Genomic DNA, 23,033 nt, shown 5'->3' with positions numbered 1-23,033 from the left:
GGGCGAACTCAGGCGTCGCCGTGCGGATCCAGCCGGTTGAGGGTCGCGACGGTCTGCGGGTAGTCGCCGCGCACCTCGCCGAAACGGAGCAGCTTCACGTTCTCCACGAGGATCTCGTGCGCGTCGGGCTGGGCTTCGATGAGAGCCATCGTCTCATCCACGAAGTCGTCGAGCGGCATCGCGAACGGGCTCTCGCTCTGGCCGGGCATGAGCTCGGTCGCGACGGCGGGCGGGACGAGTTCGAGCACCGAGACGCTCGTGCCGTCGAGCTGCAGCCGGATCGACTCGGACAGCATGTGGATCGCGGCCTTGGTCGCGTTGTAGGTCGGCGTGACGCGGAGCGGCGTGTGCGCCAGCCCGCTCGAGACCGTGACGATGGTCGCGGCCGGGCGGCTCTGCAGATGCCCGATGAGCGCCGCGATGAGCCGGATCGGGCCGAGCAGGTTGGTCGTCACGATCTCCTCGGCGTCGGCGAGGAACCCGTCGCCGCGCCAGTCCTCGACGCGCATGATGCCGGCCATCGCGACGAGGACGTCGAGTGCGGGGTACGACGAGACGACCTCGGCGGTGGCCGCACGGATGCTCTCGGGATCGGCGGTGTCGATGCGCACGGTGCCGAAGCCGTGCTCGGCGGCGAGCCGGTCGAGGAGCTCGGCGCGGCGCCCTCCGATGACCACGGTGTTGCCCGCGGACTGCAGGCGCAGCGCCAGGGCGAGGCCGATGCCGCTCGTCGCGCCGGGGATGAAGACGGTGTTTCCGGAGATGTTCATGGCTCCAGGCTCGGCGGGATCCGAGCCGACGATAAGAGACCGGGTGATCGGGGGATCCGCGATCCCTGGTTGCGGATCCGCTCCCGCCGGACAATGGATCCATGGACCGCATCGCGCTCGCCGACTTCCTGCGCCGCCGCCGGGAGGCGCTGCGCCCCGGCGACGTCGGCCTGCACGAGGGCGCGCGCCGCCGCGCTCCGGGCCTCCGCAGGGAGGAGGTCGCCCAGCTCACCGGCATGTCCGTCGACTACTACACGCGCCTGGAGCAGCGACGAGGACCCCAGCCGAGCGAGCAGATGCTCGCCGCTCTCGCCCGCGCCCTGCGGCTCACCGCCGACGAGCGCGACTACCTGTTCCGCACGGCGGGACACTCGGCGCCCGATCGGCACAGCACACTGCCGCACGTCGCCCCCGCCCTGCTCAGAGTGCTCGACCGCCTCGAGGACACCCCGGCGCTCGTCCTGTCGAACCTCGGCGAGACGCTCGTGTCCAACCGGATGGCGCAGGCGCTGCTCGGCGACCCGTCCGAGCGCACCGGACTCGCCCGCAGCGACGTCTACCGCTGGTTCACGGATCCCGCCGCCCGCGCGGTGTATCCGGAGGCGGACCACGAGCGGCACGCCCGTGCCCAGGTCGCGGGACTGCGCGCCGCCTACGGCGCGAGGGGAGCGCGGTCGCGGGCGGGCGAGCTCGTGCGCGCGCTGCAGGCCGAGAGCCCCGAGTTCGCCGAGCTCTGGGAGCGGCACGAGGTCGCCGTCCGCTTCGAGGATCACAAGACCCTGGTGCACCCTGAGCTCGGGCCGATCGAGCTCGACTGCCAGGCGCTCTTCACCGAGGACCAGTCGCAGGCCCTCCTCGTGCTCACCGCCCCGCCGCGCACGGAGGGCTGGCAGAAGCTGCAACTGCTGTCCGTGATCGGCGCGGAGAGGTTCCCGGCGGCGGCCGAAGGGCGCTGACGCGGTCCTTCACGCGAGCGGGAACGTCGCCTCGACGCGCAGGCCGCCCTCCGGTCGTGCGGTCAGGACGAGGGATCCGCCCAGCACCTCGACGATCGAGCCCGCGATCGCGAGGCCGAGACCGGATCCGCCGTGCGCCCCGTCACGCGTGCGGCCGGCGCCGCGCTGGAAGGGCTCGACCAGGGTCGCGACGACCGCGGGGTCGAGCCGGTCTCCAGTGTTCTCCACGACGAGCGCGCCCTGGCCGCCGAGGCTGACCGTGCGCACGGTCGCGGATCCGCCGGAGGGCAGGTTGTGCACGAGCGCGTTCTGCACGAGGTTCAGGGCGAGCTGGTCGAGCAGCGCCGCATCCCCGTGCACGATGACCGGATCGCCGACCACGTCGAGCCGCACATCGTGGGAGGCCGCGACCTCGTGCAGCAGCTCGACCGCGCCCTCCGCGGCGAGCGAGAGGTCGACCGGGGCGAGCGCCGGCGGGCGCGCGTCCAGCCGCGTGAGCAGCAGGAGCGCCTCGGTGAGCGCGATGGCCCGTTCGTTCGCGGCGCGCAGGCGCGCGAGCAGCTGCGGCACATCCGGGTCCGGATCCGCTGCGGCGACGTCGAGCACGGCGCGGGTGATGGCGAGCGGCGTGCGCAGCTCGTGCGACGCGTTGGCCGCGAACCGGCGCTCGCGCTCCAGGTCGTGCTGGATCCGGTCGAGCATCCCGTCGAACACGTCGGCCAGGCGGCGGAACTCGTCGTCGCGACCCGGCAGGGAGATCCGCGCGTCGAGGTCGCCGTCGCCGACGGCCTGTGCCGTCGCGCCGATCACGGTGAGGGGGCGCAGCACCCGGCCGGCGAGGAACCAGCCGCCGAGCACCCCGAGCGCGATGAGCCCGATGAGCGCCCAGGTGGCAGGAGGCACGAACGCGCGGATGATGTCCGTGCGGTTCGGCTCCCAGGTGGTGCCGGCGATCGGGTCGGTGCTGTAGACCGTTCCCTCCGGCACATAGCGCAGCAGCCACAGCGCGACGACGCCGAGCATCACGGCGCCCGCCACCGCGACGAGCGCGACGTAGCTGAGGGTGAGGCGCCAGCGCACCGACAAGCCGATGGGGCGGGCGGGGCGCGGCGGGAGCGCAGGGGCCGAGGGGAGCGCCGGTCTCGGCGGGACGGCGGGGAGCCGCGACGCGTCAGGCATTCCCCGCACGCCCCGGCATCGTCGCGTCCTCGGCCGCGATCTCGTCGTCGTCGCCGGCGCCGTCGTCGCCGGGCGCTGCCTCGGTGCCGATCCGGTAGCCGACGCCCGGCACCGTGAGGATCACCCAGGGCTCGCCGAGCCGCTTGCGCAGCGACGACACGGTGATGCGCACCGCGTTCGTGAACGGATCCGCGTTCTCGTCCCAGGCGCGCTCGAGCAGCTCCTCGGCGCTGATCACCCCGCCGCCGGCCTCGACGAGCACCTGCAGCACGGCGAACTGCTTGCGTGTGAGGGCGACGTAGCGTCCGTCGCGGTAGACCTCACGGCGGAACGGGTCGAGCCGGATCCCCGCCAGTTCGTGCACCGGCGGTGTCGACCTGGGCGCGCGCCGCGCGAGCGCCCTGATCCGCAGGATCAGCTCGCGCATCTCGAAGGGCTTCGTCAGGTAGTCGTCGGCGCCGAGCTCGAAACCGCTCGCCTTGTCGTCGAGGCGATCGGCGGCCGTGAGCATGAGGATCGGCAGGCCGGATCCGGAGGCGACGATCGCCTGTGCGATCGCATCGCCGCTGGGCCCGGGGATGTCCCGGTCGAGCACCGCCACGTCGTAGGTGTTGATGTCCAGCATCTCCAGGGCGACGTGCCCGTCTCCGGCGGTGTCCGCGGCGATCGCCGCGAGACGCAGTCCATCACGGACCGCTCCGGCCAGGGCGGGTTCGTCCTCCACGATCAGCACGCGCATGCCAGAAGCCTAAGCACACCGGCATATCGCGGGCGTATGCGAAATCTCGTACGGCCCGGCAACGTCGCCCTCGATGGAGTGGAGGCATGGACACGAACACCACTGCTCCGCTGCGACCCGGCTCCGCGCCGGAATGGATCCTGCACCGGGATGCGGACGGCGATCGGGCCCGCACCGCGGTGCCCGCCCCTGGACCGCAGCACGCGAAGCCTCGACGGCGGCCCCGCCTGTTCCGGATCGCCGTGACGCTCACGGTCCTCGCCACGCTGGGCGCCGGCACCGCGGCCGCGGTGATCACGGCGGCCGTCGCGTCGCGGCCGGACTATCCGGGGCCCGTCGCGGCGGCCGGGGGCGACGGATCAGCGTCAGCGCGCGGTGGCGGGATGCCGACCGTCGAGGACGGCTTCCTCGCGGACGGCGCATCGGTGCCGCTGTCGGATCCGGTGCCGGCGGTGACGCAGCTGGACCCCGCGCTGCGTGACGCCCTGGGGCAGGCGCTCGCGGCGGCCGAGGAGGACGGGCTCGAGCTGCGCGTCGCGAGCGGCTGGCGGTCGAAGGCGTATCAGGCGTGGCTGCTGCGCGATGCCGTGCGCACCTACGGATCGGAGGCGGAGGCCGCGCGCTGGGTCGGCACGCCCGAAACCTCGCTGCACGTCAAGGGGCAGGCGGTCGACATCGGACCGTACGATGCGGCGGACTGGCTGAACCGCCACGGAGCGCAGTTCGGGCTCTGCCGCACCTACGACAACGAGGCCTGGCACTTCGAGCTGAGCCCCTCCGCGATCGACCAGGGCTGCCCGCCGATGTTCCGCGATCCGACCGAGGATCCGCGGATGAAGGGCTGACTGCGCGGGCCGGCGCGGTCTGCCGGAGCCGCTACTTGTAGAAGCCGTCGCGCAGGTTGATGCCGTGCTCGAGCCAGGCCTTGAGGGCCGCGAGCATGCCGGTCCACCCCTCGCAGTTGCCGAAGGCGCTCTTCGCACCGCCCGCGGTCGCCCGCCAGGTGGACTCGGTGATGGTGACGAGCGTGCGCGCTCCGTCGTCGATCGAGGCGAATTCGAACACCGTGCGCGTGGTGCCGCTGTCGTTGCTGCCCGGCGCGGCCGCCCACTCGATCACGATGCGCTCCGGCGCCTTCGCCTCGATCACGACGACCGGGAAGCGCCCGGGGAAGTCCGCGAAGTCCCAGCTGACGTCGGTGTCGGGTTCGAGGCGCCCCCGGGCGCCGCCGGTGGTGAAGTAGCGGGAGAGCTGCGCCGGATCGGCGACGGCCTCGTAGACCTCCGCCTGCGGGCGCGAGACGCGACCCGAGACGGAGAAGGACAGTTCGGTGAGCGGAGCCATGTCCGCAGCGATTTCGATCTGAGACATGTTGTAAGATTACAACATGAATTCGGCGGAGGGAACCGGCGATGACGATCTCGTCTTCAAGGCGCTCGCCGCCCCCATCCGCCGCCGGATGCTCGACGCCCTTCGCGAGGCGCCGCGCACCACGGGCGAGCTGTGCGCGCGCTTCCCCGAACTCGACCGCACCACGGTGCTCCAGCACCTCAAGGTGCTGGAGCGGGCCGAGCTCGTGATCGGCCGGCGCGAGGGCAGGGAGCGGCACCTCAGGCTCGCGCCGCTGCCGATCAAGCGGATCCACGATCGCTGGATCGGCGCGTACGCCGAGGCCGCAGTGCAGCTGCTGGACGACCTCGACCGGGATCTCGACCGGGGCTGACGCCGGGGTCGGGATTCAGGCCGGAGCCAGTTGGCGCCGCGATCTGGCTCGTCGGACGGCTTGCGGCTCAGCCCTCCGGGGCCATCTCGAAGTCGTACCAGGCCGGCACCGGGCGCCCGGGGAAGGCCTCGTGCCACAGCGCCGACATGCTCAGCTCGCCCTCGCGGAGGTTGGGCACCTCGAAGCGGCCTTCGAGGATCCGGCCCGCCGTCTCCCGGTCCCCGGCGGCGAGGGCGGCGCGGATCTCGACGACCCGGAACCGTCCGAGCTCGCGCATCTCCGTGGGAAGGGTCCCGAGCAGGGTGCGGACCTCGTCCGCCCGTCCGTCGGCGAGCAGCGCCTCGGCGAGCTCGAGGGTGAGCGGCACGAGGTCGGGGGCCAGCTCGCGCGCCTCGGCGAGGCGGCTGACGCCCTGCTCCTGCGCCGCGGTGCCGCCGCCGTCGGACTCGCGCAGCGCGAGGGCGAGCCCGCGCAGAGCCCAGGCGTTGCGACGATGGCGGAGCGACGCCTCGTAGTGCGAGATCGCGGTGCCGTGCTCTCCCCGCGCCTGAGCGGCGACGGCGCGGTGGTAGTGCGTCAGCCAGGTGGCAGGGACCTCGGCGAGCAGGTGATCCCACTCGTCTCCTGTGACATAGGAGACCGGGGCCTCGGACGCATCGGGCTCGGCGACACCCGCGGGCGCGTCGGGAGCACCCGGTGCACCGTCGAGGAGCGCCGCCCAGTACGCGCCCTCCTCGCCGTCGCGGACGAACCGCACACCGGCGAGAGGTGCGAACGCCGAGCCCGTCCGCGCGGCGAGCTGCTGCTCGAGCGCGCCCCAGGGGGAGCCGACCGAGAGCAGCGCGTCCGGGGCGAGGTCCGCGGCGGCCTCGAGCCGCTCGATGCCCGCAGACCCGGCGGCATCCGCGGCCTGCAGCACCTGGGCGCCGACCACCGCGACGTCCTCGGTCCAGGCCCCGTCGAGGCGCGGATCCGCGAGCTGCAGCGGCAGGAACGTCTCGGTCCACTCCCACGTCGCCCCTCCCGGCATGCGCAGGTGCTCGTACTGCGTGGCGGCGAGCCCGGCCTGGATCTCGAAGTAGGCGCCGGTCTCCCCGCCGAGCCAGTCGCACCAGTTCCTCCCGCCGGCCGTGTCGCCCCAGACGAAGAGCTTGCGGCCGAGCAGACGTGCGGTCGAGACATGCGCGAGGCCGGATCCCTCCGCGTCGACGGCGGCGATCCAGGGGCGCGGCGACGGCGCCGTGCCGGTGGCGGCGTCGGCGGCGCCGGCCGCGAGCCCCGGAGCGAGGTCGAAGAAGTAGTCGGCGGCGGCGGGTGCCGACGCGGGGAGGCGCGGATCCGTCTCGGTCAGATCCACCCGGCCGAGGGTGCCGTCGTAGCCGGTCATGTACGCGTGCGTCGCCGGGGCGAACACCCTGCTGCCCTCGGTCTGCGCGACGGCGATGTTGGTCCACCAGTACATCCCGGTCTCGCGCTCGCGGGGGTTGCGCACCCGAACCCGCACGTGCAGGGCGGCGCCGTCGAGCGTCGCGTCGATCTGCAGGATCAGCCCGCGCACGCGCTCGTACTCCCACATCCGCAGGATCGGCTCGCCATCGGCACCGGTGATCTCAGCGGCGTACAGCGGGGAGCAGGTCAGCGGCCAGTGCCCGCGCATGCCGATGTTCCACTCCGCCCCGCCGGAGAACCAGGCGTCGCGGAGGGCCAGGTTCGCCGGCTGCTGGATCGCGTTGCGGTACACGAGGTCGCGCCCCGTCGTCTTGTCGAAGAGGCGGACGAGGCGCCCGCCGAGGTCGAGGGCGAACTCCGCGCGCAGCTGCTCGTTCTCCAGCACGGCGACGCGCATCGGCGCCGGAGTGCGCTCGCGGTCATAGCCGTCCTGGAGCAGGTACGGATGGATCGACGTGACCTGCCCGTAGCGGATGTTCGCCGCCATCTCGGCGGGAAGGCCCTCCGTGGCGGCCTCGTACGGCGCCTGCGGCATCGCCGCGATCGCGGGGAGGGGGTTCGAGGATCCGACGGGGGCGGTGGGGAGGACGACCTGGGTGACGGTCAACGTTGCGCTCATCGTGGACCAGTATCCCCGCTCCGCCTGTGCCCCGGTAACCCCCTCCCGCGGATCCAGCGTTCCCCCGTCTTCGGTTCGTCCCCGTCTTCGGGTCGTGCCTGTCCTTGCCCCATCTTCGGGCCGTCCCCGTCCTCGCCCCATCTTCGGGTCGTCCCTGTCAGCGGAGCCTCTGGCGTGCGCTCACGGGGACGACCCGGATCCGCCGTTCCCTCATCTTCGAGTCGTCCCTGTCAGCGGAGCCTCTGGCGTGCGCTTAAGGGGACGACCGGGAGTAGCGGGGCCGCCGGCCCGGGGCCGAGCGCGGACCCGAGCTGCCCGCTCATCCCCGAGTCGTCCCCGCCAGCGGACGCCATGGCGTGCGCTCATGGGGACGACCCGGAATTGCCCTTCCCGCACTTCCGAGTCGTCCCGGTCAGCGGAGCCCCTGGCGTGCGCTCATGGGGACGACCCGGAGAGGGGGGAGGGGTGGAGCCGCGTACGCTGGGCGGGTGCCCGAGTTCCCGTATGCGCGACTGCGCCGGTTCCCGGACGTGGAGGCGCCGAACTTGCAGGCGTGGGACGCGACGGACGAGCTGCTCGTCGCGCGGGCGCTCACGATCGCGGCCGAGCACGGGATCGACGGATCCGAGATCGCGGTCATCGGCGACGGATACGGCGCACTCACCCTGCCCCTGGCCGCGGCCGGCCTCGCCGGCGTGCGCGTGCACCAGGACCTCGTGACCGGACGGCGGGCGCTCGCCCGCAACGCCGCAGAGCTCGGGGTCACGGCAGAGCTCGGGGTCACGGCAGGGCTCGGGGTGACGGGCTTCGCCGAGCACGAGCTCGATGCCGAGCTGCTGCGCGGGGCGCGGCTCGTGCTGCTGCAGCTTCCGAAGGGCCTCGCCGAGCTCGAGGAGATCGCAGACGCGGTCGCGCGCGCGGCGGCGCCCGATGTCGTGCTGCTCGCGGGCGGACGCGTGAAGCACATGACCCTGGCCCAGAACGACCTGCTCGGGGCGCGCTTCGGCCAGGTGCAGCCGCAGCGCGCCGAGCGGAAGTCGCGCCTCATCGTCGCGACGGATCCGCTGCCCGTGCCGCAGGATCCGCCCTTCCCGGTGTCGACGGCGCATCCCGAGTACGGTCTCACACTGTGCGCGCACGGAGGGGCGTTCGCCGGCGACCGCATCGACATCGGAACGCGCGTACTGCTCGACATGCTGCGCGATCGCGCCGCCGAACTCGCCGCCCTCTCCCGGCGCGACGGCTTCACGGCCGTGGATCTGGGCTGCGGCACGGGTGCGCTCGCCGCATCCCTCGCGCTCGCGATTCCCGATGCCCGCGTCATCGCGACCGACCGTTCCGCCGCCGCGGTGCGCTCGGCACGCGCCACGATGGTCGCGAACGGGATCGCCGACCGGGTGACCGTGATGCTCGACGACGCCGGATCCGAGATCCCCGACGGATCCGTCGACCTCGTGCTGCTCAACCCGCCGTTCCACCTCGGCGCGAGCGTGCACGAGGGGGCGGGGCGCCGCCTCATCGACGCGGCCGCGAGGATCCTCCGCCCCGGCGGCGAGGTCTGGACCGTGTTCAACTCGCACCTCGATCACCGCCGCGCGCTCGCCGCCTCCGTCGGCGTGACGGAACAGCTCGCGCGCACCCCGAAGTTCACGGTGACGCGGTCCGTCCGGCGCTGAGCGCAGCAGCCCGAACGCCGCCGCGAATCGAGCCCGCCGCGACCCGCCGCGAATCGAGCCCGCCGCGACCCGCCCCGAATCGCGCCCGCCACGACCCGCGACGAACGAGCCAGCCGCGACCCGCACGGTCCCAGAACCCGCTCCGTTCACAGCCGGCGCGGGACAGGGTGGCACGCGGAGAGCTCTGAAGGTCACGCGATCCGGATGTCAGACCTCGACATCGACGACCCACCCTGGGCAGCGGGTGACGACCGCGCCGTCCTCGGGATCCTGCGTCGGATCCGGACCCTGCCGTGGACCAGGATCCTGCCGTGGACCGGGATCCGCGCGTGGACCGGGCTCCGCGGAGCCGATCCGCTCGCGCGCCTGTATCGCGGGCACGCGCGGCGCGCTCCGCAGCCGCACGGTGCCGGGGACGGGCTCGGACGTGAGCAGGTACGGCGGCACGGGCCCCGTTCCCAGCGACACGCCGCCGCCGAGATCGATCGGCTCCGGTGCGGGCCGCGGCGGTCTCGGGACGCGGACGACTCTCTCCCGCACGGTCACGTCGTGGATGGCGCGCACGGTCCCCGCGACGGTCTGCGCGGGCCGGTCGTCGTCTCCTTCGTCGTGGTGCTCCTCGACGAATGCGATCGAGGCCGCGAACTCCGCACCGAACTGATCGACGAGCCACGTCCCCCGCGGCGGGCGGCACGTGAAGGAGACTGTCTCACCCACGGTGAACGGATCCCCGCAGCAGGACCATTCCCACCCCGACAACCACACGCGCACGGTGCTCATGCGCTCACTCTATGCCGCGGCCACGGGGCGGATACCGAGCCCGCACACCCTAGGCCATCGCCCTCGGATTTGCCACGGGATCAGGTTCTCGTTACGTTGGAATGCGGGCCCGACGGCCCCAAGACCAGTCCGCGGCCGCGTCCTTCTTTCGATTCTGCTGTGCACGAAGAGGCGTGGGCGTACGGTCGATGATCTCTGTCGAGGATCCGAAATCCTCCTCCTGCGCCGCCGCATTGCGACCTTCGAAACGGCCCTGTGATCATCACCCGGGCGAGACCGATGCAGGCCTCCCCACCGGGGTGAGGCCGCGGGGGAAACGTGTCCGAAACCGCTCTGGAAGCGCGTCATCTGTTCAAGGTGTTCGGGAAGAACCCGAACCAGGCCATCCGCCGGCTGAAGGCCGGCGAGAGCCGATCCGCCGTCGCCGACGCCGGCACCGCCGCCGTCATCGACGCGAGCTTCACCGTCAACCGCGGCGAGATCTTCGTCATCATGGGACTGTCCGGATCCGGCAAGTCCACCATCATCCGCATGCTCAACGGCCTGCACGAGGCGACCGACGGCTCCGTCCTCGTCGCGGGGGATCCGATCACCGGCATTCCGGCGTCCCGGCTCCGCGAGATCCGTCGCGATCGGGTCTCGATGGTGTTCCAGCACTTCGCCCTGCTGCCGCACCGCACCGTCGCCGCGAACGTGGCGTACCCGCTCGAGCTCAAGGGCACGGGCCGCGCCGAGCGCCTGGCCAAGGCCGAGGAGATCCTGGGCCTCGTCGGTCTGGAGGGCCAGGGCGAGAAGCTGCCCTCCGAGCTCTCCGGCGGCATGCAGCAGCGCGTCGGCATCGCCCGTGCGCTCGCCGCCGACACCGACATCCTGTTGATGGACGAGGCGTTCAGCGCGCTCGATCCCCTCATCCGCCGGGAGATGCAGGAGCAGCTGCTCGAGCTGCAGCAGAAGCTGCAGAAGACCATCGTGTTCATCACGCATGATCTGAACGAGGCCATGTTCCTCGGCGATCGCATCGCCGTGATGCGCGACGGCCGCATCGTGCAGATCGGCACGCCGGAGGACATCCTCACCGACCCGGCCAACAGCTATGTCGAGCAGTTCGTGCAGGACGTCGATCGCGCCCGCGTGCTCACCGCCGCGAACGTCATGGAGCGTCCGCGTCCGGTCGTCTCCGAGAACGCGGGCCCCCGCACCGCGCTCAAGCAGATGCGCGACGCGTTCATGTCCGCGACGTACGTCGTCGGCCGCGACCGCAAGCTCATCGGCATCGTCACCGATCGCGACGTCGTCAAGCTGATCCGCCGCGGCGAGAGCACCCTGACGTCGGTGCTCAAGCCCGCGGCCCAGGTGGTCGACGAGGACGAGATCCTGATGAACCTGTTCATCCCGGCGGTCGAGTCGCCGCTGCCGCTCGCCGTGGCAGACGCGGAGGGCCGCCTCGTCGGCGTCATCCCGCGCATCACCCTGCTCGCGGCCCTCGGCCCCGGTCCCGGCGCCACGGGCGAGATCAACCTGCCGGTGCTGCCGCTGCCGCAAGCGGAGGTCGACGCCGTCCTCGACGACGGCTGGACCGCCGAGCCCGCGGCCGTCACCTCGCCGGCCGAGCCGGATGCGTCGACCGAGGAGGTCACCCGATGAACGTCCTTCCCATCGGATCCTGGGTCTCCGTCGCGGTCGACTGGATCAAGGCCAACCTCGACGGCCTGCTGCACGTCATCTCGACCGTGGTGTCGTTCCTCGTCGACGGCCTGAGCTTCGTGCTGCTGATGCCGTGGTTCTACGTCGTCATCATCATCGCCGCGCTCATCGCCTGGCTCGTGCGGTCCTGGCGCCTGGCGATCGGCACCGTGATCTCGTTCGGGCTGATCGTCGCGATGGGCCTGTGGGTCGCCGCGATGCAGACTCTCGCGCTGGTGCTCGTGGCCGGCGCTGTCGCGGTGCTGATCGCGATCCCGCTCGGCATCTGGTCCGCCCGCAACGCCACCGTGCGCGCGGTGCTCAAGCCCGCGCTGGACTTCATGCAGACGATGCCCGCCTTCGTCTACCTCATCCCCGCGATCGTGTTCTTCAGCATCGGCGTCGTGCCGGGCCTCGTGGCCACGGTCATCTTCGCGCTGCCCCCCGGCGTGCGCTTCACCGAGCTCGGCATCCGCGGCGTCGACGCCGAGACGGTCGAGGCCGGGCAGTCGTTCGGCGCCACGCCGGGCCAGATCCTGCGCGGGATCCAGCTGCCGCTCGCGATGCCGACGATCCTCGCCGGCGTCAACCAGGTGATCATGCTCTCGCTGTCGATGGCCGTCATCGCCGGAATGGCCGGTGCCGACGGGCTCGGAAAGCTCGTGGTCGAGGCGATCTCGACCGTCAACATCGCCAAGGGCGTCGAGGCCGGTCTCGGCGTCGTGCTGATCGCGGTCTTCCTGGACCGGGTCACCGCCTCGCTCGGGTCGCTCGGAGAGCACCCGGCCTCGCTGCTGGGGATGATGGCGCGCCGGCGCACCGCGCGGCGCCTCGCGGCGACCACGGCCGCCGCCGTCACCACCCCGGAACCGTCCGTCGAAGAGAAGGAGCTGCAGAATGCGTAAGAGCAGGATCACCGCCCTCGCGGCGCTCGGCGTCGCGGCCGTCCTCACCCTGGCCGGATGCGCGAGCGACGGCGCCGGCGGCACTCTCGAGATGGCGGGCAAGGCTCCGTCGAACAATGCCGGATCCGGAGACAAGGGATCGATCACGATCGGCTTCCTGCCCAGCTGGACCGACGGGCTGAGCACCGCGTACCTGCTGCAGGACCAGCTCGGCAAGATGGGCTACGACGTCAAGATGCAGACGCTCTCCGACGCGGGCCCGCTGTACGCGGGGCTCTCGCAGGGAGACGTCGACATCTTCCCGTCGGCGTGGCCCGAGGTCACGCAGAAGGCGTACATGGACCAGTACAAGGGCTCGATCGAGGACCTCGGAACCTACTACGGGAACGCCCGTCTCACGATCGCCGTGCCGACCTACTCCGACATCGACTCGATCGACCAGCTCAAGGGCAGCGCCGGCGAGTTCGGCGGCAAGATCATCGGCATCGAGCCCGGCGCCGGCCTCACCGCCCAGACCCAGAAGATGATGCCGGAGTACGGCCTGAACGGCGAGTACCAGCTGGTCACCTCGTCCACCGCCGCGATGCTCACCGAGCTGAAGTCGGCGACCGAGAAGAAGCAGGACATCGCGGTCACCCTGTGGCGTCCGTTCTGGGCCAACAGCGCGTTCCCCGTGAAGGACCTCAAGGACCCGAAGGGCGCGATGGGCAAGCCGGAGGGGCTGCACTTCCTCGGCGCGAAGGGCTTCGCCGAGAAGCATCCGGACGTCGCCGAGATGATCGGGAAGATCAAGCTCGACGACGCGCAGTACGGCTCGCTCGAGGACATGGTCGTCAACCGGTACGGCGAGGGCAAGGAGCCCCAGGCGATCGACGAATGGATCAAGGAGCACGGCGGCGACTTCGACTGGGTGCAGAAGTAACCCGAGCGAGCACCTCCGCCCGCTGCCACCGGCCTCGGTCCTTCCCGGACCGGGGCCGGTATGCTGTACCCCCATGGGGTATCGGATCCGAGTCGCGGGGGCGTCGTCGACGCGGTCGCGGGCGATCCTGCTCCTCGTCGCGGCGCTGATCGCCGGACTCCTCGGGATGCACGTGCTCGACGGGCACGGGTCCCCGGCCGCGGGAGCGGATCCGGCGTCTCATGCCGCGATGCCCGGGGCGCCGATGGCGGGGATGACTGTCGATGCGGCCGTGCTCCCCGCCGAGGCGACCATGCTCGCGGTGGATGCGACCGTGCGCGGGGCCGGTGCGGCCGTGCTCCCGGCCAGGACGGACGACGATGCCGGTCCCGGCCACGGGTGTGCGGACTGCGCCGAGCACGCCGCGATGGCCGAGGCCTGCGTACTCGCCCCGGCCGCGCCCGCCGTGCTGCCGGGGCCGCCCGCCGAGGATCTCCGCCCTGCGATCGGCTCCTGGGCCGCCGCCTCCGCGGCGAACGATCCGGCGGATCCGCGCCCTCCCCGCATCTCCGAGCTCTGCATCAGCCGCAGATGAGCCGACGCCCGGTGCGTCCCGCAGCCCGCTCGCGGGCGGACGCATCGGAAGGCTCCGCGCCCCGCCGTCCGGCGGTGCGCGTCATCGACGACGAAAGCAGAGAACGACATGACCATCCGCACCCTCCACCGCGCCCTCGCGATCGGGACCATCGCCCTCGCCGGGGCCGTCCTCACCGCCTGCGCGCCCACGACCGACCACTCCGGGATGCCCGGGATGTCGCACGGCGCGACCGCCCCCGCGACCGGGTCCGCCCAGGGATCCGCGAACGACGCCGACGCGATGTTCGCGACCATGATGATCGATCATCACCAGCAGGCGATCGACATGAGCGACACGCTCCTCGCCAAGACCGGCGTGGATCCGCGCGTCATCGACCTCGCGACCAGGATCAAGGACGCCCAGGCGCCCGAGATCGCGAAGATGCGCGGCTGGCTCGCCGACTGGGGCGTGCCGTCCGCCTCGGCCGGATCCATGGGTCACGGCGACGGCATGATGAGCGAGGCCGACATGGCGGCGCTCGAGGCGGCCCCTGGTGCCGAGGCGGGGAAGCTGTTCCTGCAGCAGATGATCGTGCACCACGAGGGCGCGGTCGCGATGGCCCGCACCGAGAAGAAGGACGGTGTCGATTCGCTGGCCCTCACCCTCGCGACCACGATCATCAACGCCCAGACCACCGAGATCGCCGAGATGAAGAGCCTGCTCGCCACGCTCTGACCCGGGCCGCCCGGGCTCGGTGCGCGGCGTCCCCGCGTTCGAGTCCGTCCTCCACCTTCGGGTCGTCCGCATCAGCGGAGCCTCTGGGATCCGCTCCTGGGGACGAGCCGGAGATCGGGCTGCGCCATCCCGGTCTCAGCGCCCCTCACTTTCGGGTCGTCCCCGTCAGCGGAGCCCGTGGGGTGCGCTCATGGGGACGACTCGAAAGTGGGTGGCGGAGGGCCGAAGGACAGGGGGAGAGCGGCTGGTCGGATCCGGGAGCCGCGCGTAGCCTTCCGGTATGGACGGCTTCGCGGCGGTCGACTTCGGCTTCGCGCGTGAGGTGCTCCAGCGGGGCATCGCGGCGCTGTACCTGGTCGCCTTCGTCAGCACGCTGAACCAGTTCCGCGCGCTGCTCGGCGAGCACGGCCTGCTGCCGGCGCCCGAGCTCCTCGCCTGGGCCGGATCCTCCTCGCGCGCCCGCCGGCTCCTGCGGCCGACGCTGTTCCTGCGCGTCCGGTACACGGATCGACGGCTCGCGGCCCTGTGCATCGCGGGGATCGTCGTCTCGGCCGCGCTCGTGGCCGGCCTGCCGCAGCTCGCGCCGCCGTGGGTGCCGATGGCGTGCTTCCTGCTGCTGTGGCTCGGCTACATGTCGATCTCCTCGATCGGGCAGGCCTTCTACGGCTTCGGCTGGGAGATGCTGCTGCTCGAGGCGGGGTTCCTCGCCGCGTTCCTGGGATCCGCGTCGCAGCCGCCGCCGACCCTGATCATCGTGCTGTTCTGGTGGCTCCTGATCCGGCTCGAGTTCGGTGCGGGGATGATCAAGATCCGCGGCGGTCGCGAGTGGCAAGACCTCACCGCGCTCATGTACCACCACGAGACGCAGCCCATGCCGGGACCGCTCAGCCGGCAGGCGCACCTGCTGCCGCGGTGGTTCCACCGCCTCGAGGTGATCGGGAACCACATCGCGCAGCTCGGAGCGCCCTGGCTCCTGCTCGCGCCGATCCTGGGTCTGTGGATCCCCGGCGCCGCGCCCGGCTCGGCGACCTGGCCGGCGATCGTGGGGGCCGCGGGCGCAGCCGTGGTCATCGCCACCCAGCTCTGGCTCGTCCTCACCGGCAACTTCGCCTGGCTGAACTGGGCGACCATCGTGATCGCCTTCTCCGCGGTCGGGATCCCGACGGGCGCACCGCATCCCCCTTCGACAGTCCTGCCCTGGACGATCGACGGCCTGCCCCTGCCCTGGTTCGTCGTGACCTCGGCCGTGGCCGTGCTCTCCCTATGGCTCTCGGTGCCGGCGGTGCGGAACCTGTTCTCGCGCAACCAGGCGATGAACGCGTCGTTCAACCGCTGGCAGCTCGCGAACGCGTACGGCGCCTTCGGAACCGTCACGAAGGAGCGGATCGAGATCGTCGTGGAGGGATCGATGCAGCAGGACGCGGACCCGGATCCGCTCGCGGGCGAGTGGCGCGAGTACGGCTTCCGAGGCAAGCCGGGCGAGCTGCGCCGCGTACCCGGCCTCTTCGCGCCGTACCACCTGCGTCTGGACTGGCTGATGTGGTTCCTGCCGCTGGGGCGGATCCACGAGGACTGGTTCGCGATGCTCCTCGTCCGGCTGCTCGAGGCGGACGCGCCCACGCTGCGGCTGCTGCGCCACGACCCCTTCGCGGGGGAGCGGCCGCGCCAGGTGCGGGCCGTCGCCTACCGCTACCGGTTCACGACGCGCGCCCAGCATCGGGAGAGCGGACGCGTCTGGATCCGCGACGGTCGCAGAGTGGTGGTGCGTCCGCTGTCGCTGGGCGATGGTCTGCGCGCGCCGGACGCCGGCGGGTGATCGGGCTCAGGCCAGAGCGACGACCTCGCCGCCGCGTGCCGCGGACGCCTGAGCGGCCGTGACGATCTCGACCGTGCGCACGCCGACGTCGCCGTCGGGCTGCGGGCGGCGCCCCTCCCGGATCGCCGCGACGAACTCGGTCAGCAGCAGCGCGTCGAGGTCGGCGCCCACCGCATCCCAGGTCTCGCCCAGCGCGTCGTGGCCGGCGACCCCCTGCGCGAACGGGCTCACGGTGATCGTCCCGCGCTCGGCGACGATCTGCAGCGTCAGCCCGCCCCAGGTCGGGGACGAGACGGGCCAGCTCCACGAGCAGTCGATGCTCGCGATCACGCCGCTCGGGTACTGCAGGGTCACCATGCCGCCGGTCTCCACCGCGAGGCCCCGATCGCCGTAGAGCGCCTGGTTGGCGACCGCGCGCACCGTGCGCGGACGCTCGCCGAGGAGCTCGTCCAGCAGGTCGGCGCAGTGCACGACGTGGTCGACGAGCGCGCCGCCGCCGGCGAGGACCGGATCCGTGAACCACGCGCGGTCCTGCGGGAGCTTGCCGTTGTTGGCGCCGACGACGCCGAGCACGGCGCCGAGGCGGCCGCTGCGCAGCTGCGCCAGGGCGTCCCGGTAGGACGGGGCGAAGCGCACGGGGTAGGCGACCATCAGGGTGACGCCGGCCGCCTCGCAGGCCGCGCGCATGGCGGTCGCATCCTCGACGGACGTGGCGAGGGGCTTCTCGCACAGCACGTGCGCGCCGGCGGCCGCGGCCCGCTCGACCAGCGCACGATGGCGGGAGTTCTCGGAGGCGATCACGACCGCATCCGGCTTCCAGGCGAACGCCTCCTCGTAGTCGTCCACGTACGCGACGCCGAGCTCGGCGGCGAGGGCGGCGCCCCGGGGCGCGTCGTCCGGTGCGGACGCGCCGTCGGGGTCGGTCGCGATGACCTCCACGCCCGGCATGGCGCGCAGCGCGTGCACATAGCTCAGCGCGTGGGTGTGCGCGAACGACAGCACGGCGATGCGGAGCGGGGCGGCGCCGGTCATCGGGTGACCTCCTGGTCGGTGAGCGCGACGGGGGAGCCGGTCGCGATGGATGCATAGGCGGCCTCGGCGACGGCCACGGCTTCGACGCCGTCGGCCGGCGGGATCCTGCTCGGCCCTCCCGTCGCGAGCGCGTCCAGGAAGTCCGCGATCTCGGCGAAGTAGGGGCTCTCCTGCGGCGACATCGGCGGCAGGTAGTCGGTCGCCGCATCGGTGAGGACCGCGTCGGTCCTGGTCGTGCGGTCCTCCGCGCTGTCGTGCCGCATCCGCCCCTCGGATCCGGAGACCTCGACGCTCGTCCGGAACGGCATGCCCGGTGCGACCCAGCTCGCGTGCAACTGGCTGATCACGCCGTTGCGGTGGGTCAGGACGACATGCGAGGTGACCGGTGAGGGGACCACATCGTCGACCGTCGGCGGGTTCTGCACCGCGAACACGGACGCGACAGGACCGGCGAACCAGATGGCCTGATCGATGTCGTGGATCATCAGATCCCGGATGAGGCCGCCCCCGGTGCTCTCGCGGAAGAACCAGGGCGTCTGCGGGGCGGACCCGGCGCGGCTGAAGCGCTGCACGGCGATCGTGCCGAGACGGCCGCTGTCGATGGCCTGCTTGATCCGCGCGTACTCGCCGAAGTAGCGGACGACGTGCGCGGGGAACAGTCGCACGCCTGCGGCCTCGGCCGCGGCGACGACCACGCGGGCCTCCGCGGCGGTCGCGGCGAGCGGCTTCTCGCAGATCACCGTGCGTCCGCGGGCGATCGCCCGCAGGGCGAGGTCCGCATGCGTGCTGCTCGGCGTGACGATGTCGACGATGTCGACCGCGTCGATGAGCTCGTCGACGTCCGCGATCTCGCGGAAGCCGTACTCCTGGGCGATCGCGGCCGCGCCCACCAGGGAGGTCACGCTGCCCTCGGCGCCGAGGGCGCGCCAGGCGTCCGCATGCACGCGGGAGATGCCGCCGGCGCCGATCAGTCCGACACGGAGCGTGCTCACTGTTCCTCCTCGGGGAGTCGGGGATCGGCCGGAGCGGCGGATCCGTCATGGGGGAGCGGGGTGATCGACGGCACCGCGAGGCCCTCGATGCCGTAGACGGCGGTCGCGTGCCGGCGGAAGGCGTGCACCAGGGCGCCGTGCGCCGCGGCCTCCGCGCCCATCCTCGCCTCCGCGATCGGGACCGTGAACGGCAGCGCGATGTGCTGCGCGAGCTTCTCCCGCAGCGGATCCAGGAGCTGGCCGTGTGCGGCGGAGAGCCCGCCGCCGATCACGATCATCGCCGGGTCGACCGTCATCACGAGGGTCGCGATGCCGTGTGCGAGCTCGGTCACGAAGCGGCCGATCTCCTGCTGCGCCTCGTCGTCGCCGTCTCTGGCGCGCCCGAACACCTCTGCGGCGGTCTGCCCGGTCCGCCAGGTGATCTGCCCGGTCTCGGATCCGAGCCCGCGGAACGCGTGCCTGCCGATGTCGCCGGCCGCGTTGTGGATGCCGCGGCGCGGTCGTCCGCCCAGGAGCAGGCCCATGGCGATGCGGTTGCCCACCGACAGGTACAGCACGTCGTCGACGAGCTGCGCGACGCCCAGATGATGCTCGGCGACGGCGGCGAGGCGCACGCCGTTGTCCACGGCGACGGGGCAGTCGAACACCTGGCGGATGTGGGATCCGATGTCGATGCCCGACCACTCGGGGATGACGACCGAGGCGGTGACCCGCCCCTGATCGTCGACGATTCCGGGCAGGGCGATCCCGATCGCGCGCACGCGGGCGATCGGGATCCGCGCATCGGCGAGCGTCGTGTTCATGTCGGCGATGACCGCCGCGAGCTTGGAGGCGCCGTCCTGCTCGTCCCTGATGCCGGGGAACGTGCGCTGCAGGGTCACCGCCCCCGCGAGGTCGGCGATGATGACGCGCACGCTCGCGACGCCGATGTCGACGCCGACGACCGCCCCGGCGTTCGCGTCGAACGCGTAACGGCGGGCGGGGCGACCCGCGCCGCGCCCAGCGGCGGCCGGCGCCTCGACGATCAGGCCGGCATCGCCGAGAGCCGTCACGGCATTCTCGACGGAGGTGCGGGACAGGCCGAGGGTGAGCGTGAGGTCGTTGACCGTCGCGGGGCCGCTGTCTCTCAGCTGGAGCGCGGAGCGGGCGATGATCGACGACGGTGCAGGAGTGGTCACTCTGCTTCCTCTCGTCCTCGGCGCCGGTGGTAGCGATCAAAATAGCACAACGTCCTCACGAAATTCAGAAGTTCCGTCGAGATGGTCGCAGACCATGATCTTGGTTCTCGTGATTCTTCGTGAAGTGCCGCTTGACTAATTATCACATCGTGATGTCATAATAGGGCCACTACCCTGCACGGTTTTAGCAAAGGAGCACCATGCGCGTCAGAAAGTTCGCCTCGATCGCGGCGGGGATCGCCGCGATCGCCGCCCTGGCAGGCTGTTCCGCCGGGTCGGGAGGCGCCGCCGCCTCCGCGGGCGGCGAGCAGAAGGTCACGGTCTGGCTCTACCCGGTCGTCGCCGACGAGACCAAGCACAAGCAGTTCTGGGACTCGACGGTCGCCGCGTTCGAGAAGGACCACAAGAACATCAAGGTCTCGTACGAGATCTTCCCGTGGGCGAACCGCGATCAGTCGCTGCAGACGGCGATCGCCGCGGGGAAGGGGCCGGACGTCGTCTACCTCATCCCCGACCAGCTCGCGGCCTACCAGAAGTCGATCCAGTCGCTGGACGACCTGCTCAGCAAGGACCGGCAGAAGCAGATCCTCCCGAACGTCAAGAGCTCCGTCACTCTCGACGGCCACCTGCTCGGCGCCCCGATCCTCACCAGCGCCCAGCCGCTGATCTGCAACGCCGCCGCGTTCAAGGCGGCCGGCGTGACGGACTACCCGAAGACGTGGGACGACATCAAGAAGCTCGCCCCGGCGTTCGCCGCCAAGGGCATGTACGTCCTGAACTACCCCGCGTCGGCCGAGAACACCCTGAACCTCACCTTCTATCCGCTGCTGTGGCAGGCGGGCGGCGCGGTCTACGACAAGTCCGGCGGCGTCGGCTTCGACAGCGCCGCCGGGACCAAGGCGCTCACCTTCCTCAGCGACCTCGCGAAGGAGAAGGCGCTCGACCCGGAGGCGCTGACGACCAACGTGCCGCTCGAGCAGACCGCGATCGCCCAGGGCAAGGTCGGCTGCACCTGGAACAACGCGGTGACCGAGGTCGAGCCGTTCTGGGGCAAGGACAACGTGAAGGTGCTTCCGCCGCTCACGGAGAAGAAGTCCGTCGCCTACGGCACCGTCGGATCCCTGTCCGTGCTCAAGGGGTCGAAGGCCCCGCAGGCCGCGGCGGAGTTCGCCGAGTACGCCACCAGCGCCGACGTCGTGAAGCCCTACCTGAAGGAGGCGGGCTACTTCTCCGCCCTCAGCGGCACCGGATCGCTGTACGCCGACGACCCGCTGCTCGGCGAGGTCGAGAAGTACGTGCCCGACACGACCGTCGGCCAGCTCGCCACCAGCTCGCGTGCGCTGATGGGCGTGCTCGCGCCGGAGATCCAGGCCGCGCTGCTGGGGCAGAAGGCCCCGGCCGACGCGCTCAAGTCGGCCGCGGACGCGGCGGCACCCCTCCTGAAGAAGTAAGCCCCCGGGGGTGCGCGGACCTCGACCGCGCACCCCCGCCCCACCCTGAGGTGCGATGCGATGACGACGACTCAGACCCGCCGGTCCCCCGGCCGCGTGGGCCGCGTTCTGGCCCGGCGAGAGGCCAGGGTGGCGCTCCTCTTCGTGCTGCCCGCGTTCCTGCTCTTCCTCGCCTTCCGGTTCGGGCCCAGCCTCGTCGGCGTCGCGCTGAGCTTCTTCCAGTACGACATCTCCGGCGACGTGGCGTGGCGCGGACTCGACAACTTCCAGCGCCTCGTGGCGGATCCGCTGTTCTGGCGGGCGCTCGGGACGACCGTGATCTACACCGTCTTCGCCGTGCCGATCTCGCTCGTCCTGTCCACGGTCATGGCGCTCGGCGTGCGCCGGGCGTTCCGCGGCTCGCGGTTCTTCCGCTCGATCTTCTTCCTGCCCGTGATCACCTCGCTGGTCCTCGCCGGATCGATCTTCGTGTGGATCTTCTCCGGCGACGGCCCGTGGTCGAAGCTCATGGCGCCGCTGGGCCTCGGCGGCTCGTGGCTGGGCAGCACGATCCTGGTGATCCCCGCGATCATCGTCGTCGGGGTCTGGTCCCGGTTCGGCTACGGGATGATGATCATGATCGCGGCGATGCAGGACATCCCCCGCGAGCTGGAGGAGGCCGCGCTGATGGACGGCGCGAACGCCTGGCAGCGCTTCCGATGGATCATCCTCCCGTACCTGCGCCCCACCGTCTTCTTCCTCGCGGTCATCGAGACCACCGCCGCCTTCCAGGTCTTCGACGTGATCTACGTGATGACGCAGGGCGGTCCGGCCAACGCCAGCTACTCGCTCGTGTACCTGCTGTACGACCAGGGCTTCAAGTACTTCGACTACGGCTACGCGGCCGCCGTCGGCGTCGCCCTGTTCGTGATGACCCTCGTCGTCGCGCTCATCCAGCGCCTCGTGATCGGAAAGCAGAAATGACCGCTGTGACGCAGTCCCGCACGCAGGGTGCGGCCCCGGCGAGAGGCCGCCGTTCATACCGGGCACTCGAGCCCACGGGGCTCGGCGTCGTGCTGCGGTGGATCTGGCTGACCATCGCGGGCATCTTCAGCTTCTTCCCGTTCTACGCGATGATCGTGCTGAGTCTGAAACCCGGCAAGGTCGTCGAGCTGCCCGGATCCCTGCTGCCGTGGACGGACATCTCCTTCGACGCCTACACGAAGGTCCTCTCGGGGCAGAACATCCTCGGCTGGCTCGGCAACACCCTGATCTACTCCCTCGTCTCCGTGGTCGCCGTGCTGTTCCTCTCCGCGCTCGCCGGATACGCGTTCGCGAAGAAGCGGTTCGCCGGGAAGGAGGTCATGTTCTGGTCCTTCCTGGCCATGGTCATGGTGCCCTTCCACGTGACGCTCATCCCGACGTTCCTCCTCATGGCGACGCTCGGCGGGGTGGACACCTACTGGGGCCTGATCCTGCCGACGCTCGCCAACGCCCAGGCGGTGTTCCTCATGAGGCAGTTCATCCAGGGGCTCCCGGACGACCTGTTCGAGGCGGCCAGGATCGACGGCGCGGGAGAGTTCCGGATCTTCCTGCGGATCGTGCTGCCGCTGTGCAAGCCCATCCTCGCCACGCTCGGCATCTTCGTGTTCCTCTGGCACTGGAACGACTTCCTCTGGCCGCTCATCATCGGCAAGTCCAACGCGATGTTCACCCTCACCGTCGGCATCTCGTCGCTCCAGCAGCAGAACGTGCCGCTCAGCACCATGCTCGCCGGCAGCGTCGTCGCCCTCGCGCCCATCTTCCTCGCGTACCTGATCGCTCAGCGCTACGTGCAGGAAGGCGTGACCGGCACGGGCATCAAGGGCTGACCGGCCCGCACCCACATACCTC

22 protein-coding genes are annotated in these 23,033 nt (G+C 71.4%); 13 read left to right on the top strand and 9 right to left on the bottom strand.

Translation table 11 applies throughout. The features are described from left to right. Positions 1 to 8: 8 nt before the first annotated feature. Positions 9 to 770: an SDR family oxidoreductase gene (locus tag ACIPY5_RS08295; protein WP_400969100.1), complete on the bottom strand. Its 762-nt coding sequence runs from the start codon at positions 768 to 770 to the stop codon at positions 9 to 11. A 101-nt stretch (positions 771 to 871) separates the two neighbouring features. On the opposite strand from ACIPY5_RS08295, the gene ACIPY5_RS08290 reads away from it, so the two are divergent. Continuing rightward, a complete protein-coding gene (locus ACIPY5_RS08290; protein ID WP_400969097.1) occupies positions 872 to 1,726 on the top strand; it encodes a helix-turn-helix transcriptional regulator in 855 nt (284 codons plus the stop codon). Between the two features lie 9 nt (positions 1,727 to 1,735). Here ACIPY5_RS08290 and ACIPY5_RS08285 read toward each other — a convergent pair whose 3' ends face one another. Both ACIPY5_RS08285 and ACIPY5_RS08280 read right to left on the bottom strand, forming a co-directional pair. Further along, positions 1,736 to 2,806 carry a sensor histidine kinase gene (locus tag ACIPY5_RS08285; RefSeq protein ID WP_400969094.1) on the bottom strand — a complete coding sequence of 357 codons (1,071 nt, stop codon included), beginning with the start codon at positions 2,804 to 2,806 and terminating at the stop codon, positions 1,736 to 1,738. Between the two features lie 91 nt (positions 2,807 to 2,897). Next, on the bottom strand, positions 2,898 to 3,644 hold the full coding sequence (locus ACIPY5_RS08280; protein ID WP_400969091.1) for a response regulator transcription factor: 747 nt from the start codon (positions 3,642 to 3,644) through the stop codon (positions 2,898 to 2,900). 86 nt (positions 3,645 to 3,730) lie between these two features. Between ACIPY5_RS08280 and ACIPY5_RS08275 the strand changes: the two genes are divergently transcribed. After that, a complete protein-coding gene (locus ACIPY5_RS08275; protein ID WP_400969088.1) occupies positions 3,731 to 4,489 on the top strand; it encodes a M15 family metallopeptidase in 759 nt (252 codons plus the stop codon). Positions 4,490 to 4,520: 31 nt separating this feature from the next. Here the strand turns inward: ACIPY5_RS08275 and ACIPY5_RS08270 are convergent, their stop codons facing one another. Next, the gene (locus ACIPY5_RS08270; protein WP_400969086.1) at positions 4,521 to 5,015 is read right to left on the bottom strand and encodes an SRPBCC domain-containing protein; all 495 of its coding nucleotides are present in this window, start codon (positions 5,013 to 5,015) and stop codon (positions 4,521 to 4,523) included. Between the two features lie 16 nt (positions 5,016 to 5,031). Here ACIPY5_RS08270 and ACIPY5_RS08265 point away from each other — a divergent pair, with 16 nt between their 5' ends. Continuing rightward, positions 5,032 to 5,367, top strand: coding sequence for an ArsR/SmtB family transcription factor (locus tag ACIPY5_RS08265; RefSeq protein ID WP_400969083.1), 336 nt, complete (start codon positions 5,032 to 5,034; stop codon positions 5,365 to 5,367). A 67-nt stretch (positions 5,368 to 5,434) separates the two neighbouring features. Here ACIPY5_RS08265 and ACIPY5_RS08260 read toward each other — a convergent pair whose 3' ends face one another. Further along, positions 5,435 to 7,435, bottom strand: a complete 2,001-nt coding sequence (locus ACIPY5_RS08260; RefSeq protein WP_400969080.1) for a DUF5107 domain-containing protein — start codon at positions 7,433 to 7,435, stop codon at positions 5,435 to 5,437. Between the two features lie 488 nt (positions 7,436 to 7,923). On the opposite strand from ACIPY5_RS08260, the gene ACIPY5_RS08255 reads away from it, so the two are divergent. Next, positions 7,924 to 9,111: a class I SAM-dependent methyltransferase gene (locus ACIPY5_RS08255; protein ID WP_400969077.1), complete on the top strand. Its 1,188-nt coding sequence runs from the start codon at positions 7,924 to 7,926 to the stop codon at positions 9,109 to 9,111. 207 nt (positions 9,112 to 9,318) lie between these two features. Here ACIPY5_RS08255 and ACIPY5_RS08250 read toward each other — a convergent pair whose 3' ends face one another. Beyond that, entirely contained in the window at positions 9,319 to 9,891 is a 573-nt protein-coding gene (locus ACIPY5_RS08250; protein ID WP_400969074.1) for a DUF6578 domain-containing protein, read from the bottom strand. Positions 9,892 to 10,209: 318 nt separating this feature from the next. On the opposite strand from ACIPY5_RS08250, the gene ACIPY5_RS08245 reads away from it, so the two are divergent. From ACIPY5_RS08245 to ACIPY5_RS08220, 6 genes are all read left to right on the top strand, one after another. Beyond that, the gene (locus tag ACIPY5_RS08245; protein WP_400969071.1) at positions 10,210 to 11,535 is read left to right on the top strand and encodes a glycine betaine/L-proline ABC transporter ATP-binding protein; all 1,326 of its coding nucleotides are present in this window, start codon (positions 10,210 to 10,212) and stop codon (positions 11,533 to 11,535) included. Beyond that, positions 11,532 to 12,479: an ABC transporter permease gene (locus ACIPY5_RS08240; protein WP_400969068.1), complete on the top strand. Its 948-nt coding sequence runs from the start codon at positions 11,532 to 11,534 to the stop codon at positions 12,477 to 12,479. The genes ACIPY5_RS08245 and ACIPY5_RS08240 overlap by 4 nt, the downstream gene beginning before the upstream one ends. Then, positions 12,472 to 13,401, top strand: coding sequence for a glycine betaine ABC transporter substrate-binding protein (locus ACIPY5_RS08235; protein WP_400969065.1), 930 nt, complete (start codon positions 12,472 to 12,474; stop codon positions 13,399 to 13,401). The genes ACIPY5_RS08240 and ACIPY5_RS08235 overlap by 8 nt, the downstream gene beginning before the upstream one ends. A 73-nt stretch (positions 13,402 to 13,474) precedes the next feature. Next, on the top strand, positions 13,475 to 13,975 hold the full coding sequence (locus tag ACIPY5_RS08230; RefSeq protein ID WP_400969062.1) for a hypothetical protein: 501 nt from the start codon (positions 13,475 to 13,477) through the stop codon (positions 13,973 to 13,975). A gap of 108 nt (positions 13,976 to 14,083) precedes the next feature. Continuing rightward, positions 14,084 to 14,692: a DUF305 domain-containing protein gene (locus tag ACIPY5_RS08225; protein WP_400969059.1), complete on the top strand. Its 609-nt coding sequence runs from the start codon at positions 14,084 to 14,086 to the stop codon at positions 14,690 to 14,692. Between the two features lie 280 nt (positions 14,693 to 14,972). Beyond that, positions 14,973 to 16,508, top strand: coding sequence for a lipase maturation factor family protein (locus ACIPY5_RS08220; RefSeq protein WP_400969056.1), 1,536 nt, complete (start codon positions 14,973 to 14,975; stop codon positions 16,506 to 16,508). 6 nt (positions 16,509 to 16,514) lie between these two features. On the opposite strand, the gene ACIPY5_RS08215 is transcribed toward ACIPY5_RS08220, so the two are convergent. The 3 genes from ACIPY5_RS08215 to ACIPY5_RS08205 are packed head-to-tail and all read right to left on the bottom strand — an operon-like array spanning position 16,515 to position 19,710. Next, entirely contained in the window at positions 16,515 to 17,540 is a 1,026-nt protein-coding gene (locus ACIPY5_RS08215) for a Gfo/Idh/MocA family oxidoreductase (RefSeq protein ID WP_309357483.1), read from the bottom strand. Beyond that, positions 17,537 to 18,532 (bottom strand): Gfo/Idh/MocA family protein, encoded by a 996-nt coding sequence (locus ACIPY5_RS08210; RefSeq protein ID WP_400969052.1) that lies wholly within the window; start codon positions 18,530 to 18,532, stop codon positions 17,537 to 17,539. Before ACIPY5_RS08210 ends, ACIPY5_RS08215 begins: the two co-directional genes overlap by 4 nt. Next, positions 18,529 to 19,710: an ROK family protein gene (locus ACIPY5_RS08205; RefSeq protein WP_400969049.1), complete on the bottom strand. Its 1,182-nt coding sequence runs from the start codon at positions 19,708 to 19,710 to the stop codon at positions 18,529 to 18,531. The genes ACIPY5_RS08210 and ACIPY5_RS08205 overlap by 4 nt, the downstream gene beginning before the upstream one ends. 200 nt (positions 19,711 to 19,910) lie before the next feature. Here ACIPY5_RS08205 and ACIPY5_RS08200 point away from each other — a divergent pair, with 200 nt between their 5' ends. From ACIPY5_RS08200 to ACIPY5_RS08190, 3 genes are read left to right on the top strand one after another with little or no spacing between them, the layout of a single operon-like run. Continuing rightward, on the top strand, positions 19,911 to 21,161 hold the full coding sequence (locus tag ACIPY5_RS08200) for an ABC transporter substrate-binding protein (protein WP_400969046.1): 1,251 nt from the start codon (positions 19,911 to 19,913) through the stop codon (positions 21,159 to 21,161). A 60-nt stretch (positions 21,162 to 21,221) separates the two neighbouring features. Then, positions 21,222 to 22,124, top strand: a complete 903-nt coding sequence (locus ACIPY5_RS08195) for a carbohydrate ABC transporter permease (RefSeq protein WP_400969044.1) — start codon at positions 21,222 to 21,224, stop codon at positions 22,122 to 22,124. Continuing rightward, on the top strand, positions 22,121 to 23,011 hold the full coding sequence (locus ACIPY5_RS08190) for a carbohydrate ABC transporter permease (protein ID WP_309357478.1): 891 nt from the start codon (positions 22,121 to 22,123) through the stop codon (positions 23,009 to 23,011). Before ACIPY5_RS08195 ends, ACIPY5_RS08190 begins: the two co-directional genes overlap by 4 nt. Positions 23,012 to 23,033: the final 22 nt, after the last annotated feature.

Source organism: Microbacterium sp. NPDC089698 (assembly GCF_044749045.1).
GTDB lineage: Bacteria > Actinomycetota > Actinomycetes > Actinomycetales > Microbacteriaceae > Microbacterium.
The sequence above is the reverse complement of the archived record's forward strand: the minus strand, read 5'-3'. Positions and strand labels throughout refer to the sequence as shown.